At 39.2% G+C, this 17,844-nt stretch carries 13 protein-coding genes; 5 read left to right on the top strand and 8 right to left on the bottom strand.

From position 1 onward, the window contains the following. Positions 1-149: 149 nt before the first annotated feature. The 4 genes from BMW36_RS05985 to BMW36_RS06000 all read left to right on the top strand — a co-directional run bounded on the left by BMW36_RS05985 (position 150) and on the right by BMW36_RS06000 (position 3,255). Positions 150-968 (top strand): lipoate--protein ligase family protein, encoded by an 819-nt coding sequence (locus BMW36_RS05985; protein ID WP_089740075.1) that lies wholly within the window; start codon positions 150-152, stop codon positions 966-968. A gap of 11 nt (positions 969-979) precedes the next feature. Further along, the gene (lipA, locus tag BMW36_RS05990; protein WP_089739954.1) at positions 980-1,927 is read left to right on the top strand and encodes a lipoyl synthase; all 948 of its coding nucleotides are present in this window, start codon (positions 980-982) and stop codon (positions 1,925-1,927) included. A gap of 31 nt (positions 1,928-1,958) precedes the next feature. Continuing rightward, positions 1,959-2,750, top strand: coding sequence for a Cof-type HAD-IIB family hydrolase (locus BMW36_RS05995; RefSeq protein WP_089739955.1), 792 nt, complete (start codon positions 1,959-1,961; stop codon positions 2,748-2,750). A 355-nt stretch (positions 2,751-3,105) separates the two neighbouring features. Next, complete coding sequence (locus BMW36_RS06000; RefSeq protein WP_089739956.1) at positions 3,106-3,255, top strand: YjcZ family sporulation protein; 150 nt, start codon at positions 3,106-3,108, stop codon at positions 3,253-3,255. An 80-nt stretch (positions 3,256-3,335) separates the two neighbouring features. Here the strand turns inward: BMW36_RS06000 and BMW36_RS06005 are convergent, their stop codons facing one another. Further along, positions 3,336-5,612 carry a beta-L-arabinofuranosidase domain-containing protein gene (locus BMW36_RS06005; RefSeq protein WP_342707254.1) on the bottom strand — a complete coding sequence of 759 codons (2,277 nt, stop codon included), beginning with the start codon at positions 5,610-5,612 and terminating at the stop codon, positions 3,336-3,338. A 128-nt stretch (positions 5,613-5,740) separates the two neighbouring features. On the opposite strand from BMW36_RS06005, the gene BMW36_RS06010 reads away from it, so the two are divergent. After that, complete coding sequence (locus tag BMW36_RS06010; protein WP_089739958.1) at positions 5,741-6,604, top strand: helix-turn-helix domain-containing protein; 864 nt, start codon at positions 5,741-5,743, stop codon at positions 6,602-6,604. Between the two features lie 35 nt (positions 6,605-6,639). Here the strand turns inward: BMW36_RS06010 and BMW36_RS06015 are convergent, their stop codons facing one another. The 7 genes from BMW36_RS06015 to BMW36_RS06045 all read right to left on the bottom strand — a co-directional run bounded on the left by BMW36_RS06015 (position 6,640) and on the right by BMW36_RS06045 (position 17,773). Then, positions 6,640-7,206 (bottom strand): biotin transporter BioY, encoded by a 567-nt coding sequence (locus tag BMW36_RS06015; protein ID WP_089739959.1) that lies wholly within the window; start codon positions 7,204-7,206, stop codon positions 6,640-6,642. Between the two features lie 180 nt (positions 7,207-7,386). Then, entirely contained in the window at positions 7,387-8,751 is a 1,365-nt protein-coding gene (locus tag BMW36_RS06020) for a tetratricopeptide repeat protein (RefSeq protein ID WP_089739960.1), read from the bottom strand. Positions 8,752-8,771: 20 nt separating this feature from the next. Beyond that, positions 8,772-9,458 (bottom strand): respiratory nitrate reductase subunit gamma, encoded by a 687-nt coding sequence (gene narI / locus BMW36_RS06025; RefSeq protein WP_089739961.1) that lies wholly within the window; start codon positions 9,456-9,458, stop codon positions 8,772-8,774. 14 nt (positions 9,459-9,472) lie between these two features. Then, positions 9,473-10,102 (bottom strand): nitrate reductase molybdenum cofactor assembly chaperone, encoded by a 630-nt coding sequence (narJ, locus tag BMW36_RS06030; protein ID WP_089739962.1) that lies wholly within the window; start codon positions 10,100-10,102, stop codon positions 9,473-9,475. A gap of 12 nt (positions 10,103-10,114) precedes the next feature. Then, positions 10,115-11,590 carry a nitrate reductase subunit beta gene (gene narH / locus BMW36_RS06035; protein WP_089739963.1) on the bottom strand — a complete coding sequence of 492 codons (1,476 nt, stop codon included), beginning with the start codon at positions 11,588-11,590 and terminating at the stop codon, positions 10,115-10,117. Continuing rightward, on the bottom strand, positions 11,580-15,263 hold the full coding sequence (locus BMW36_RS06040) for a nitrate reductase subunit alpha (RefSeq protein WP_089739964.1): 3,684 nt from the start codon (positions 15,261-15,263) through the stop codon (positions 11,580-11,582). The genes narH and BMW36_RS06040 overlap by 11 nt, the downstream gene beginning before the upstream one ends. A gap of 158 nt (positions 15,264-15,421) precedes the next feature. Continuing rightward, on the bottom strand, positions 15,422-17,773 hold the full coding sequence (locus tag BMW36_RS06045) for a bifunctional diguanylate cyclase/phosphodiesterase (protein WP_089739965.1): 2,352 nt from the start codon (positions 17,771-17,773) through the stop codon (positions 15,422-15,424). Positions 17,774-17,844: the final 71 nt, after the last annotated feature.

Genomic DNA, 17,844 nt, shown 5'->3' on the forward strand with positions numbered 1-17,844 from the left:
TTGGTATATAGTGAGACTGAAAAGAGTGGTTAGCTGTGTGATAAATGCAGCCATTATTTCATTATATAAAATGGCCTGTTACTACATAAAATTTTTAGCATTGGAGGGGTGTGGCGAATGACGTAATAAACGGCAATCGCCTAATATCAATGACAGAAACCTGGTATTTTATTGATACAGGCAAGTCACTGCCTGCCTTTAATATGGCTGTAGATGAATGTCTGTTAAATTGGCACAGTAAAGGGGAAATTCCGCCAATTATTCGCTTTTATGAATGGGAACCGGCAGGGATGTCTGTCGGGTATTTTCAAAAGACTAAAAACAAAATTGATTTAGATGCATTGAAAAATCAGAATATTCCGTTAGTAAGGAGACTTACTGGCGGAAGAGCCGTTCTGCATGATCAGGAACTGACATATAGTGTTATTGTTTCAGAAAATCATCCAGATATGCCGAAATCGGTTAAAGATGCCTACCGCGTTATCTCTAAAGGATTACTGGAAGGATTTAAGCTTCTTAATATTGAAGCATCCTTTTCGATCCCTGAGGGTAAACTGGAAACAACACAATCTGCTGTTTGCTTTGAGGAACCTTCCTGGTATGAATTAGTGATTGAAGGAAAAAAGGCTGCCGGAAGTGCACAAACCCGGCAAAAGGGAGTCATTTTACAACATGGTTCGATTCCAATCACTATTGATAATAACAAACTGTATGACCTATTCCTTTATCCAAATGAAAGGGTCAAAGAACGGGCAAAAAACGCCTTCAAAGACAAAGCAGTTTCTATTCAGGATGTGGCAACAGAAAAAGTATCGGTTGAAAAAGCAAGAACTGCTTTTCGGCAAGGATTTGCAAAGGGTTTGGATATTGAGTTAACTAGCTATGAGTTCAATGAAGCACAGCTTCGTGAAATTGAAGAGCTAATGTATAGCAAATATATGAATGATTCCTGGAATTTATCTAGATAGGAGCGATACAAATGGCAAAAAACGAAGAATATTTACGAAAACCGGAATGGCTAAAGATTAAAATTAATACGAACAAATCTTATAATCGCTTAAAACATTTGATGCGTGATAAGAGGTTAAACACAGTCTGTGAGGAAGCAAAATGTCCTAATATTCATGAATGCTGGAGTGAACGTCAGACAGCTACATTTATGATTCTTGGTGATACGTGTACGAGAGGATGCCGTTTCTGTGCAGTAAAAACAGGTCTTCCGAACGAACTTGACTGGGGAGAACCGAAACGCGTTGCGGAATCCGTGGAGATCATGGGATTGAAACACGTTGTAGTAACTGCTGTTGCTCGCGATGACTTAAAGGATGGCGGTGCTGCAGTTTTCGCTGAGACAGTTCGACAAATCCGTGATCGTGTGCCGGGCTGCTCGATTGAGATATTACCTTCTGACATGAAAGGTGACTATGAAAGCTTACATACATTAATGGACAGTAAACCGGACATTTTTAATCATAATATCGAAACAGTAAGAAGACTAACGAAAAGAGTTCGTGCGATAGCTATGTATGACCGGTCACTGGAATTGTTGCGCCGGGTGAAAGAAATTGCTCCAGACACTCCAACAAAATCCAGTATTATGGTCGGTTTAGGAGAAACAAAAGAAGAAATTATCGAGACAATGGATGATCTGCGGGCAAACAATGTAGATATTATGACAATCGGCCAGTATTTACAGCCAACAAAAAAGCACTTAAAAGTAGAACGGTACTACCATCCTGATGAGTTTAAAGAATTGAAGGAGATTGCTTTCTCGAAAGGCTTTAAACATTGCGAAGCTGGCCCGCTTGTTCGTTCTTCCTATCATGCTGATGAACAGGTTAATCAAACTGCTGCACAACGCCGTTTAAACTATGTCAAAGGGTATGAGGAAACAAGTGGAGAAAAACTGACCAAACTCACATTTTAATTAAAGTAATTGAAAGCAGAGGAGTATACCAATGGCAAAATATAAAGTCCTGTTTCTGGATATTGATGGAACCATTTTGCGTGAAGACCATACGATTGAGGAATCTACGAAAATTGCAGTAAGTCAGGCAAAAGCACAAGGGATTGAAGTTTTCCTTGCAACAGGTAGACCATTACATGAAATAAGCAATATAGCGGAACAGCTTGACATTACCTCTTTCATTGGATATAACGGCGCATATGCTCTTTACCAGGATAACGTAATTGTAAATGAACCTATGCCTGCAGAAATGATTGAACAATATCTCCAGACGGCTGATGAGAATCAACACGAAATGATACTATACACTAAACAGTTAAATTTATTAACAACAACAGAAGCTGAATCTGTTCAACAGTTTATTAAATATTTTGCTTTACAAGATGTTAAGCTATATGGCAATGAATATGTTAATGATATCCTCGGTATTACCATAATGAATGTGGAACCGGATCAGCCATCACTTTATCACTTTCAAAATGAAGATATCTATTTATCGCAAGTAAATGTAGCCGGTCTGGAGCACTGTTATGATGTAATTCGTGAAAATGTTAATAAAGGAATTGCCACCCGAAAAATCCTGGAAAAGCTGAATATCTCTCCAGATGAGGCGATTGCATTTGGTGATGGAATGAATGATAAGCAGATGCTTTCATATGTCGGAAACAGCTTCGCGATGGGCAATGCAACCCCGGAATTATTGAAATATGCCAGATATCAGACAACCACTGTGGAAGATTCAGGCATCTATAATGGACTAAAGACATTAGGAATTATTAAGTGAGACTTACCAGATGATTATCCTGATTGAAAAAAAATAGCAAAGTAAGGACCAGGTTTACTTCCTGGTTTTTACTTTGCCTGGAGTGAAAGCACACACCTTAAATGGATTGGGGAGCAACTAGCATCATACATATAAGCTGAAAAAAAGTGGACTAATTAATCTACTTACATGTAACAACTAGGTGTTATCTACACTATAACAAAGCAGATAATATCCTGCCTCCTACTTTGTTATATAATCTTACATTGTTTTTCCCAGTCAAAGAAACCGCCCATTTTTTAAAAATATGGTCATTTACCCTAACCGATTGGACGAATAAACATACATTAATTAGTGAAAACAATGAAGGAGGTTGATGTTTGTGAGCTACTACGGATGCAATCCATGTGGAGGGTACGGAAGCGGTTATGGTGGTTATCCTTCCGGCGGTTATGGCGGAGGATTTGCTTTAATCGTTGTGCTTTTCATCTTATTAATTATTGTTGGTGCTTCATTCTACTACTAATTATACAAAAGTATAGCAGGATAAAATCAAATCGGGTGCAGCTTACACCCGATTCTTTTTTTATTTACAGTAATATAGGATTATATTTTACTTTCATTTACTATTCGTATTTCATAAACTCCACCGGCTATTTTCCCTTCTTCTGCCTGGAATCTAATTTGTACGGTTTCTTTATCCCCAATAAGATGTGGCGGTATCGGATAACTTTCACTAAACAGTTGACCCGGTTTGTTATTATTTAATGTCTGGTCAGCAATCTTTACTCCCTCTACCAAAATAGAAAACTCTCTTTCCATCCATTTCCCATCAGTATGCATTGGCAAGTCACCGCCAAAATAAGTAACATGCAAATACATATCTTTTGTCCGGTCCACTTTCATTTCATAACTGAAAAATCCGCCATCACGGGCATCCCTGTAACCACTGTGAACAACATTCAGGTAACCGGAAGTGGACTTTTCTGTTTTCATCTGATGGTCAACTTCAGGTTGTTGTTCATGTGGTGTCACCACATCAACAGTAACATGCTGGAGACGGTCCCTTAATTCTTTTTCTTCATCAACAAAATTCTCATAGCTTTCTTCGTCCATAATATTCCAGTAAATCGTATACCGTTCATGGTGGATGTCATAAAATGGCTTTAAACTTAGCTCCTGATTACCTGGCTGCCCAACTGCTTTCGTTTGGAAAATTAAAGTATCTGTGTCTTTTAATGAAATCCAGTCGCCTGGATCCTGATCATTTGTTACAATTGCAGGTACTTCAATTAAAGGGTGATTATTCAATGCCTGATGATCTTCTAAAATATCCGTTTCCGGGAAGTTTTCTCTTCCTAATGCCCCTGCAAGTACGACCGGCCCATACATAATTACTTGCTTCTTCGCATCATCTTTCGCTACATACTTATGAAGGTTCATTGGTGTCGTAATGCTCAATTTGTCACCGTTATTCCATTTGCCTTCAAGCTGGATATATCCGTTTTTCTCTTTGTATTCAATTTTTCTGCCATCATGTTCGATAACTATATCTCCTGCTAACCAGTATGGCTTTCTAATCCACAGTGTGATATTTTCATCCATTTTGTCCAGTGTCAGCAAGGTCTGATCATGATTAGGAAAGTTTGTGTCCTGTTGAATCGCTACAGAGTCTGTTTCATACTTGGAAGCGATAAATAAGTTGACATAAACCTGATTATCCTTTTGACAGAAGATGCCCCTGTTATATCTAGCAGGATTTTCCATACCTGTTCCTGTACAGCACCAGAAAGAATGATCTCTTGAGTTATACACTTTAAAGTGTCCGGGCTCTGAGGAGACAAAGTATGTTTTCATGCCTGATTCCGGATCCTGAGATGCCAGAATGTGATTATACAATGCCCTTTCGAAGAAATCATAGTATTTCCCTTCCTGTGACCAGTCAAAAATAATCTCCGTTAATTTTAACATGTTATATGTGTTACAAGTCTCTGTTGTTAATATACCGAGTTCTTCTGCCTCTTCAGGTCCGAAATGCTCACGGATACTGTTTCCTCCAATCGCATATGTGCGATGCTCTACGACCTGATGCCAGAAAAACTCTGCAATGTTCTTATATTTCTCTTTTCCTGTTATATTAAATAATTTGGCTGCACCAATTACTTTAGGAATCTGTGTATTCGCATGTTTTCCTTCCAAATCATCTTTTCCATTTGCGAGCGGTTCAAGAATGTCTTCATGATAAAATCTTTCTGCTAGTTCTAAATATCTTTCGTCTTTTGTGATTGTATATAAATCCGCAAAAGCTTCATTCATTCCGCCATGCTCACATATTAACATTTTCTGAAATTGTTCATGGGTCAGGTTTTTCAATCCATTGTAAGCCCAGTCAGCCATATTTCTCACAATTTTCAGAGCTTTATTATCGCCTGTTAATTGATAGATATCTATTAATCCGGCATAAATCTTATGGATAGAATACCAGGGAACCCAGGAACCAGCAAGGCTGAAATGCTCCACTTCAAAATCCCCTGAAAACACTTTATCAAAGCAAGCTCGGGAAAATCCGCTTAAATATCCTTTTCCATCAAGTGACTGTACATACTCTAATTCTGCCAGAGCATAATTAAGTTTATCTTTTAATCTCTCATCATATGTTACACTGTACATTTGAGCTGCAGCCGACAGCCAGTGCCCAATGGAATGTCCAGCAATGGGTGTCTTCTCCCAGCCGCCATATCTTTCATTTTTCGGTTGGTGATTAACGGCTTCATAACACGGTGCAATCAATCTGTCGACATTCAAGTACAGCAGATATTCTTTTCCTTTTTCCTGTGATTGTTGGAACAAGCCTTCTTTTAATATGATATTTTCCAATTGCACTACCTCCAATAATGGTAACTGTCCTCTTTCATTATGAAGGTTGAAAAGTAAAAAGTACATTTCATATTATCAGAATACCTATCTTTTTTTTGGATATTTAAGTATGATAGACTTGAGGAGGAATGAACATGGCACATCGTATAGAAATTACAGCAAATTCTTTATCATTAATTCAGGAAATTGGTTTTATCAAGGATGAGAATGGCGTTTTTTCACATCCAAACCGGATAATGCCTGAATTAAATGTATTTATTTATGTTGTGAGCGGCCGCCTGAAAGTAATCGAAGAAGGAGAACTCTATGATTTAAGGAAAGGGTCCTATCTTTTTCTTAGTAAAAATAAACATCACTGGGGTGAGGAACTGTACGAGCGGGGTTCCGAATGGTTTTATATCCATTTTTATTCGGAAAATACCGATAATGAACAAAAAGAATTTTCTCCATACCGGCATACATCCATTATCCCTAAAAAACTTTACCATTCCAACATTATTCTGCCGAAGACAGGAAAAACTGAGCAGATTACATACACTGAATCAAAATTGTCAAAACTGCTGGAAACATTTGAATCATCGCACCCTTTTCGTCCAATATATGCGAGCATGGGGGCATATGAACTTTTTTTAGACTTGTATATGGAAAGAATGAAAGACTCGTATTCAACAACCAACCGGACGGTTACGAAGATGATAGAATTATTTCATAAAAATAAAGGGATGAAGCTGGACAGCAGGAAAATTGAAAAGGAAATGGGCATGAGTTACTCTTATTTATCTTCCCTTTTTAAAAAGCATACAGGTAAAAGTATCACACAATATCAAAATGAAATCCTGATTGAACATGCTATTCAGCTGTTCAAAAACCAGCAGTACAATGTTTCCGAGGTTAGTGATTCTCTGGGATTTTCCAACCCTTTTTATTTCAGCCGTGTTTTTAAGAAAGTTATCGGTGTCGCTCCAACTACATATCTGGAACAAATCTACCGAAAATAAGAAACTGCCCGAACGAAGTCTCGGACAGTTTCTTATCATGCAGCTTTTTCATTAGATACCGTTGGAATAAGCTGCGCTTTCGTTAATCTTCTTCTCACAATAATGCCTATCCAGCTCGCTAAGAGTGCTTTTATAATGCCAAAAGCAATAAATGGAGTTACACCTGTCGCCATAGCAGCACTCCATGATAAGTCAGCAACATATTTCAGCTGCACAACACCGAATGCTAGTGTGATGACCATTCCGACAATATTGGCAACGATCGCCCAAGGAATCGTAAATTTTGTTTTTTCCAGAATCCAGCCGGTGATAAATGCGGTAAATATAAACCCGATGATAAATCCTCCTGTTGGACCTGCGATAACTTGCGGTCCGCCGGAAAACCCGGAGAATACAGGCAAACCTATCGCCCCAAGTAACATATAACAAATAAGAGAAAGACCGCCTAACCTGCTGCCTAGAATCGTAGCAGTTAATCCTACCGCTAATGTTTGTGCACTAAATGGTACAATGAATGTCTGGAATTGGACTTGTGCGAGTATTGCTGTGATTGCTGCAAAGATACTTGATAAAATAATTGCTCTTAATTTTCCTGATTGCATACTGCCACCTCATTGTAAACTTTCTTTTAACTTTAGTTAACGTTAACTTTTATACATTAGAAGTTAACATAAAACCTGAGGTGATGCAACTTCTTTTCATCATTACCCTAAACTTTATTAACAACATCCCAAACATGCAGTAGTCTCATGTTTAGCAGGAATATATACTGGTTATGTTATTTACTGCAGCTTCACTAATCTGTCTTCATATACATAACTTTTCTTAGGCTGATCTGTTTTCTGATAAAAATCTATGATTGCCATTAATGCTTCTTCTTTCAATCCTTTATCTTTTACTTTTTCCAATATTGCTACACCTTGTTTATAATACACTTCTGCCTTGTCTGCATCACCTGTCTGAAGATAACAGTAGGCTAATCGTACAGCAGCTAATCCTTTTTCTTCACGGCAGTTTGACCCGGACTTCTGGTAAATCATTAATGCTTCACTGTATCTCACTAGCGCATTGTCTATATCCTTTTGCACTAAGTAATTGTAAGCAATGGCTTGTAATGTGTTTGCATAGGCAATTGTCCTTGTTTTGTTGTCAGCCTCTAAACCTTGCAGGAAGCTTGTATACATGTCAAAAGCCTTATCAAATTCCTGCTTATCTGAATAAATTTGTCCAAGTGCATACAAATACTGCATTCGTAATTTTTGATAATTTTCAGCTAGTGGGAGGCCATTTTCCAAATAGTCAAGTGCCTGTTCTTTCCGACCAAGCTTCAAGTGGATCGTTCCCAGTTTTGCATGAAGAAAAACAACTAAGAAAGATTCATTCACAAGTCCTAATGCCTCTTTGTAATATTTGGCGGCTCTCGGTAATGCTCCAAGTGTTTCTTCGATTTCTGCTGTCAGCACTGTTCCTCTCACATACAACGGATGATCTTTACTTACATGTTTCAATGCATCTTCCATATTTTTCCTTGCCTTTTTCAAATCTGTATGAAAATATAATTCTCCAATTTTTATTAATAATGTTGCCTTTTCTTCATCAGTCCAGCTCTCTTCATTCACCTTAAAGTGTCTTTCCTGCAAACGAATCGCAAGTTCCGGCTGATCCAGCTGTAAATATACTTCTGCAAGCTGATCATTTATCCGTAAAACAGCCGGATCTGTTAGATCGACTTCTTCTAAAAGTAGCTTTTTAGCAAGTTCCAGCTGGGTGTGTGCCTGATGGAGTTCGTTTTCTTTGTAGAACAACCAGCCCAGCCGCTGATAAAGGTATGCAATATCTGTTTTCTTCCTATTATTCTTCTCAAAATACTGCAGCAGCTTCACTAATGTCATTCTTGCCTGGCTGTACTGTTCAAAACGTTCATCTAATTTTGCAATGGCAAGATGTGCATCAAGCCAGATTTTTTCAGTGGATTCATCATTATACCTGTTTTTGATTGCCTGCTGGTAGTGATGGGATGCCAATGTATAGTTATTCTCTTTCATATAATACTGAGCTATTTTATGATGAAGAAGAAGGCGTTCCACCCCGCTCAGCTTCTCATCTTTCACTTGCTTTTCCAGTTTATTTACTGCTGATAGATCCATAAGAGATCACAACCTTATGTTTAATTTTTTACTTGACGCTTATAAATAACAAAGCTTCTTGATAAATACCTTGCCGGAAAACTGAAAACGTGAACCATTCTAGTAAATGGCCATATTGATGCAAAGGCATAGTTTGCAAATAAATGAATTTTAAACCATACTGGCACTTCTGCCATGAGCTCCGGCTGTACGCGGAAGATAAACAATCCTCTAAACCACGGAGCGATAGTTGTTCTGTAATCAAACCCGTGGGAATCTATATTTAAAAAAGTAGCAGATAGTCCTGATAGAACGACTATCATAAGAAAAAATAATACTGCCCAGTCACCTTTGGATGTGGTTTTAAATATTCTTTTCACGGAAAGTCTCCGGTAGCAAAGGATGGCTAATCCAGTAACAGCCGCTATCCCTGCGGGTATTCCGAACAGTAGTGCAATAACATGATACTGATGCTCAGTAACCCCAAGTGAATGATAGACACTGACAGGAACTAGTATTCCGAGGAAGTGGCCGCCTAAAACAGCAAATATTCCACCATGGAATAATAATGAACCAATACGCAAGTACTTTTTTTCTAAGAATTCACTGGACTTTGATGACCAGCCAAATTGATCTTTCTGATAACGGTATATATGTCCACCAATAAAAATCGTTAAAACTATATATGGAAGGATTCCCCATAGAAGCCAATCAACTGAATTACTCATAAAACTCCACCCCTTTAGCCTAACTGATTCCGGATCAGCTGGTCTCTCATTGACTGCATAATCCGTGCATCTTCCAATGATAATGGCTGTTCCTGGTACATTACTCCGGTATTCTCCACTTCCATTCCTTCTGCTTCCATTAAACCGAGTAATGCTTCAAGTAAGTTAGCATAGTTACTGTTAAATCCCGTTAGTTTCCCTTTTGTTTCCACAATCGCCATCGTATATTTTTCAAGTAACTCACAGCGGATGTTTGATTCGACACAAGAGCAGAACTCTAGCATCAACGGTAAATAATCCGGCAGTTCTTTGTCCGTTACCTCAAATCCTGCTGCATGATAAAATTTCTTTAGCCTTAGCAGCTCCAACCCTCGTTCTTTCTGTTCTCCAAGCTTCAAATAGGTCATATATAAATTGGAAGTTTTTCCAAAGTCAAACACTTCAATATAATGTTCCACCAATTGCTCTTTATTCCAGTCTGCTATCGAATGGATGAACTCTGTCAGCGGCCTGCTGACAGAGTCTACCTCGATATCATTTAAGAATAGTTTCATTTCCTCCATTGCCTCGATATGTTCATCTGTCGGGTAACGGAGCAAGAAACTAACTAATTGATAGGCAGAAGTTAATACTTCCTGCTTCATTTAATTCCCCCCTTAAGATAATACTCCGCAGCTTCCCGGTCCGCCGGCAAAATCAAGACCGCATGCACCCTGGTCATCATACAGATCTCTAACTTCTTCACGGTGACTTTTCGGTATAACAAAACGGTCATCGTATTTAGCGATTGCGAGCAAGCGGTACATTTTCCTGATCTCCTCTTTATTTAGACCAAGTTCATGAATGATTTCTTCATCATAAGATTTTCCAGTTGTCTCTGCACGCATAAAACTTCTCATTACTGCCATTTTCTTTAACACTGTTCGAATGTGATCCTTATTTCCTGCTGTCAGCAAATTTGCAAGATATTCAACAGGTATCCTCATATCATCAATCGCAGGAAAAATATCGTCAACATCTGCATTGCTGCCTTTTCCTTCAATCATATTCATCACAGGACTTAGTGGCGGTATATACCACACCATTGGCATTGTGCGGTATTCCGGGTGTAATGGCAACGCGATCTTCCAGTCAATGATCATCCGGTAAATAGGTGATTGCTGAGCTGCTTCAATCCAGTCATCATGGATGCCGTCTTTTTTAGCCTGTTTAATTACTTCAGGGTCCTTTGGATCAAGGAATATTTTTAATTGCTCTTCATATAATTTATCCTCATCTTCTACTGAGGCAGCCTCAAGTACACGATCAGCATCATATAGCATGACACCAATATAACGAATCCGGCCGACACATGTTTCCGAACAGATTGTCGGTTGGCCATTTTCTATCCTTGGATAACACATGGTACACTTTTCTGCTTTATTTGTTTTCCAGTTAAAATATACTTTTTTGTATGGGCATGATGTGACACAATGGCGCCATGCCCGACATGCATTTTGATCAACTAGTACAATACCGTCTTCGTCCCGTTTGTACATTGCCCCAGATGGACAAGAAGAAACACATGGAGCATTTATACAATGTTCACAAATTCTCGGCAAGTACATCATAAACACTTCTTCAAATTCTGTCTTGATCGATTCTTCCATCTGCTCCACATTTGGATCTCTTAATCCTGTAATATGACCGCCCGCTAAGTCATCTTCCCAGTTTGGACCCCACTCCAGATCCATAAAATCTCCGGTAATAGCTGATTTTGCTCTTGCGACAGGCTGATGTTTTCTTTCTTCACTGTTTGTCAGCTTTTCATAATCATAATTCCATGGCTCATAATAATCTTCCAGTGTCGGCTGATAAGGGTTATAAAACAGATTCATTAATCGCTTCATTTTGGATCCGGATTTCAGTTTTAATTTCCCGTTGCTGTCAAGTTCCCAGCCGCCTTTATAATGTTCCTGATCTTCCCACCGTTTCGGATAACCGATACCTGGTTTAGTTTCCACGTTGTTAAAATACATATATTCGGCACCCGGACGGTTTGTCCAGGTGTTTTTACAAGTAACACTGCATGTATGACAGCCAATACATTTATCCAAGTTCATGACCATTCCGATCTGTGCTTTAATCTTCAAGCCAATCAACCTCCTCTAGTTTGCGGATAACAACATGTAAGTCCCGTTGATTTCCTGTTGGTCCATAATAGTTAAAACCATAGCTTAACTGCGCATAACCGCCGATCATATGGGTTGGTTTCATATGAATTCTTGTTGGACTGTTATGTGTCCCGCCGCGATTTTTCGTTAGGTTTGTTCCAGGCACATGGATATGCCGATCCTGTGCATGATGCATAAATGCCATTGTTCTTGGAATCCGGTGAGATACCACTGCTCTTGCAACGACCACTCCATTACGGTTAAAGCACTCAATCCAGTCATTATCTTCAATTCCAGCCTCTGCAGCATCATCTTTGTTTAACCAGATTGTCGGACCACCACGGAAAAGTGTCAACATCGGCTGTGCATCATAATACATACTGTGAATGGACCATTTGTTATGTGGGGTCAGGTAATTTAATGTTATTTCCTTCCCTTCCACTGGCGGCCGGTCTTTTTTGAATGGTGTGTGATGCAACATTGGCTTGAATGTCGCCATTTCTTCACCAAACTCTTTCATCATTTCATGATCCAGGAAATAAGATTGTCTTCCTGTAATTGTCCGGAATGGGATAAGGCGTTCAATATTTGTTGTAAACGGCGAATACCTTCTGCCACCTTTTTCTGAGCCGCTGAATGCCGGTGAAGTAATTACCGTTTTCGGCTGTGCATTTATTTGTTCAAAGGTAAACAATTCCTCTTCTCTCTCTTCCGCTAAATCTCTTAATTCAAGGTTTGTTTGTTTTTCCAGTGCCTCCCATGCTTTTACAGCAATTTTCCCATTGGTTGTTGAAGACAATCTTAAAATTGCTTCACAGGCACTTTTAGCATCTGTAATATTTGGCATTCCTTTAGAAATACCTTCCTCTTCCACCTGACCAATTGCATGCTTTGTTTGTTCATATTCTTTTTCCATTGACCAGCTGATACCTTTACCGCCATATGGATTTGTCGCAATGTTAGGTCCAAGTGATGTGAATTTCTTGTACAGTTGCTTATAGTCTCTTGTAACAACGTGAACATTCGGCATCGTTTTACCAGGCACAGGCTCACATTCCCCTTTTGACCAATCCTTTATCTCACCAAGAGGTTGAGCAATTTCCTGTGGTGTGTCATGTTGCAGGGGCGTTGTGACAACTTCTTTGATCTCATCTAAATCAATCTGTTCTGCCAGATCAGAAATCCCTTTCGCTAATGCTTTAAAAATATCCCAATCCGACTTGGCTTCCCATGGTGAGGAGATTGCCGGATTAAACGGATGGACAAACGGGTGCATATCTGTACTGGACAGATCATGTTTTTCATACCATGTGGAAGCAGGCAAGATTACATCAGAGTATAATCCTGTTCCTGCCATTCGAAAGTCCAGGTCTACTAATAAATCAAGCTTCCCTTCAGGGGCTTTATCCCGCCATTTAATTTCTGCTGGGCGAATACTGTCAGTATCATCATTTAACAATCCATGGCTTGCACCAAGTAAATGTTTTAAGAAGTACTCATGCCCTTTTCCGGAACTTGAGATTAAGTTTGCACGCCAGACAAACAGAGTTCTAGGATAATTTACAGGGTTATCTGGATCCTCAATTGAAAACTCCAGCTTTTTATCTTTTAATTGATTGGCAACATATTTACCGATTTCATCCACAGACTGGTTACCTGCCTGAACTGCTTCCTTGTAAACATCGATACCGTTTTTACTAAAAGTTGGGTATGATGGCAGCCAGCCTAATCGTGCTGCCATGACATTATAATCTGCCGGATGCTCATATCTTGCTTTATCTACCGTCTTCGCAGTTAGCTCATTAATCGATGTTTCTTCATAACGCCATTGGTCTGTAGCAAAATAGAAGAACGATGTCCCATTTTGTAATTTAGGCGGTCCTTGCCAGTCTTTTGCAGTAGCGATTGTATTCCAGCCTTCTGCAGGGCGGAGTTTTTCCTGTCCTACATAGTGAGCCCATCCGCCACCGTTAACACCCTGGGCACCTACCATGATTACTAGATTGACTACTGCACGGTAAATTGCATCAGAGTGGAACCAGTGATTAATTCCTGCTCCAACAATAATCATGGAACGTCCATTTGTATCAATTGCATTCTGCGCAAATTCTCTCGCAATTTTTATAACAAGACTGCGGTCCACTCCTGTAATCTGTTCCTGCCATGCTGGTGTAAATGCTTCGATTTCATCATAAGATTTCGCTACATCCCCGCCAATTCCTCTGTCAATACCATAATTAGCAAGCATTAAATCATACACTGTTGTTACATATTCTGTTTTTCCATTGATTTCGATTTTTTTCGCCGGAACGGCACGCTTCATCGTTGCACGGGTAGTTGCATCAAAATAAGCAATATCGACTGTTTTCACCACATCTTCCATTCCTAAAAATCCAAGTACTGGTTCGATTTTCTCCCCTGTTTGTTCATCTATTAATTTCAAATTCCATTTACCTTGTTTATCCCACCGCGAACCCATTGTACCTTGCGGAATTGCAAACTTCTGGGTTATTGCATTGTACATTAACGGTTTCCATTCACTGTTCGTTGTTTCCATCCCCAGATCTTTTGCCTGTAAGAATCGATCTGCTACCAGTTGATCACCTTTTTGTTTCAGTAATACAGTAAACGGAAAGTCCGTATACGTTTTGGCATATTGTTCAAAGTAAGCAGTTGACTGTTTTTGATAAAATTCGTTTAGTATAACATGTCCCATTGCCATTGCAACTGCTCCATCCGTACCTTGTTTGACAGACATCCAATCATCCGAAAACTTGGTTGATTCAGCATAATCGGGACTGACTGAGACAACTTTCGTTCCCTTGTATCTTGCTTCTGCCAAAAAATGAGCATCAGGGGTACGAGTTAGCGGTACATTGGATCCCCATGTCATGATATAGCCCGAATTGTACCAGTCTGAACTTTCCGGTACATCCGTCTGATCTCCCCATATTTGCGGGGATGCCGGAGGCAAATCTGCATACCAGTCATAGAAACTTAGCATTGGACCACCTAGTAGTGACATAAACCGGCTTCCTGCTGCATGACTGACCATCGACATTGCAGGAATTGGTGAAAAGCCAATATTACGGTCTGACCCATATTTCATTGTTGTGTAGAGAACAGAGGCTGCTACTAGTTGTGTAACCTCCTGCCAATCAGAACGAACAAGGCCGCCTTTTCCTCTTGCTTGTTTATAGCTCCGTGCTTTTTCCGGATCTTCGACAATGCTTTTCCATGCTTCCATAGGATTTGAATAATGCTTTAATGCTTCACGCCACAGATACAGCAGTTTTTTTCTTACATATGGGTACTTCACGCGGAGCGGGCTGTAGATATACCATGAAAAACTCGCACCTCTCGGACAGCCTCTCGGTTCAAAATCCGGCATATCCGGGCCTGTAGAAGGATAGTCCAATGATTGACCTTCCCATGTTACTATTCCGTCCTTCACATATATATTCCAGCTGCATGAACCGGTACAGTTTACGCCATGTGTAGAGCGGATTACCTTATCATGCTGCCACCTTCTTCTGTACACATTTTCCCAATCACGGTCCCCTTCCTGCAGCTGACTGTGATTGTTCGAATATTTTTCTTTTGGTTTCAAGTAATTCATTCTTTGCCATAATGGAGATTTTTTCTTTGGCATGTGTCATCCCTCCATGTTCCCAATCTGATTTCTTATGTTCATTAAATCACGAACTGCAAAAGTTTGTTGTGAACTAAATCACACATACCATTACATGACTCCATCCAAAAATGAAACATAATATGCAACATAAAAAAACCGCTAATCCATTGTATTGATTAGCGGTTCTGATTTGATACATATTCGGTTAATTTCTTTGGTTCCAACGGTTTGGAATAATAATAACCCTGAATCAGATCACACTGATTTTGTTCCAGCCACCCCAGCTGCTCTTCCTGTTCTACTCCCTCCATCAGTACTTTCATATTGAGGTTATGACCTAACTGAATAATAGAACGCAGAATTGCCTGCTGATTCGAATCACTTAATAAGTCATTAATAAAAGAACGGTCAATTTTCAGCTTATTAACAGGCAATTCTTTTAAATGCTCAAAAGAGGAATACCCTGTGCCGAAGTCATCCAAAGATAAACTGATTCCCATTTCAGACAATGTATCAAGTTTATCTTTAAGCGATTTATGATAATTTAGTGACGAAGATTCCGTTATTTCCAGTTCCAGATAATGTGCATTCATCTCTGTTTCGGAAAGTATCTTTTTAACTGTAGAAATAAAAAGGTCATGAGCTAATTGGACGGCAGAAACGTTGATAGCGATTCTTGTCAATGGTTGATCATTCTCTTTCCATTCTCCCCATTGCAGACATGCTTCTCGCACAACCCAAGCTCCCAGTTCATTGATAAAACCAGTTTCCTCAGCAATCGGGATAAACTCTGCCGGGGAAATAAACCCATACTTCTTGCTATTCCAGCGTATTAATGTCTCAACACTGGCCACCTTGCCGGTTTGAACGCAAATAATTGGTTGATAAACCAGGTAAAATTCTTGATCTTTCATTGCTTGCATCATTGCATTTTCGAGCAGAATTTTTCGATTCGTATTTTCGAGCATCGATTTTTCGAAGATGGTATATTGATTTTTGCTTCTTTGACTAGATTCCAGCATCGCTAAGTTTGCAAAATAAACCAGTGTTCCCATCCTGTCTGTATGAACCGGATAGTTACTGATCCCTATATTTACGGCAAGACTAAAGGTTCCCTGCCTCATTTGAAAAGGTAAGGTTAGCCGATGCAGCAGACTTTCAGCTAGTTCGAGTATATCATTTTTTTTCGCATGAAGAACAAATACAAGAAAACTGCGATTTTCATAATGGATGATAGTGTTCTGTGCCGAACACTCCATCTTTATTCTGTTTGCGATTAGGCGAATAAAGTTATCTCCCTCAAATGCACCCGAATCTCCTGCAGAAAACCGCAAACGGTGTGTATGCACATATAGGCAGGTAATATTACTCTGCTGCTCGTTTTTCCATTGTTTCATTTGATCTTCCAGTATATTCCTGTTTGGCAGGTTCGTTATCTGATTATAATAAGCCATTTTATGTATAAGCAGCTCTGCCTCTTTCTTTTCCGTATTATTCCGGAAATACCATAGATACTGTATTTCATCATCTAGTTGAACAAGCACTTTGCTTACCTCAATAAAATACTTTTTATATTCAAATTCACGGACTTCAAAAGACTCCATCTGATCCAGCGGGAAAGGGAAGTTTTTATGCAGCTGTTTATTACTGACAGTCAATTGCAATAAGTCAACTAACTTTTTAAAAGTCAGATTTGCCTTTATTATATTGTTATAAGGATCTGTTAAGACGATGCCGACAATGCTCGAATGAATCAAGGTTTCCTGTAGATTCAATGTCTTGCGGATAGCTTTCTGATAGAAGATAAAAACGAATACAATAAAGAATAGGATAAAGGTAAATATGATAACGAACCATTGAAAAACATCAATGTTTACTAAACTATCATTATCCGTAAGTACATTAGAAGAGTCATAGTGAAAAGTTGCCGCTGCCATGCCAGTATAGTGCATACTTGTTATTGCCACTGCCATTAAAATGGAGAACCCCCATCGTCTCCTGTTGATGACAGTTGCTGACACGTCCGGTATAATAAAACCAGTCAATAATGCGAAGATCGAAGCAGTAATCGCAATAACTGCCGAAAAGCTCACAAAAAGCGGATCATAAGTGATATGAACTAATTTCAATGCCTCCATACCGATATAGTGCATCCCCGCAATTCCCGCACCCATCAGTATTCCAGCAGAAAACAGTGCTGCAATTCTTACCTTCATAAAAGTAATCAGATAAAAACCGGCTATACAGGAAGCAATGGCAATAATAACTGAATAAAATACAATCCATGTATCGTAATATACTGGCTCTGCAAATTGATAGGAAATCATGGCAATAAAGTGCATGGACCAGATTCCAATACCTAATACCGCCCCGCCCGTCAGTAACCAGACATGTTTGATAAAACCGGTTGTTGATTTAATCTGTTGTGCCAGATCAATAGAAGCAAAAGATGCTATAAATGCAATAAGAAATGATAGAACAACAAAAAATATATTATGATCTGTATGAAAGAAATGAGCTATATTCATACTCTCCCCACCTGTTAATTAATTTAAAAAGGTTAATAGACCCGTAAATCCGGAATGCGGACTTTCTAATA

This window comes from Gracilibacillus ureilyticus, assembly GCF_900111195.1.
In the GTDB taxonomy this organism is placed as follows: domain Bacteria; phylum Bacillota; class Bacilli; order Bacillales; family Amphibacillaceae; genus Gracilibacillus; species Gracilibacillus ureilyticus.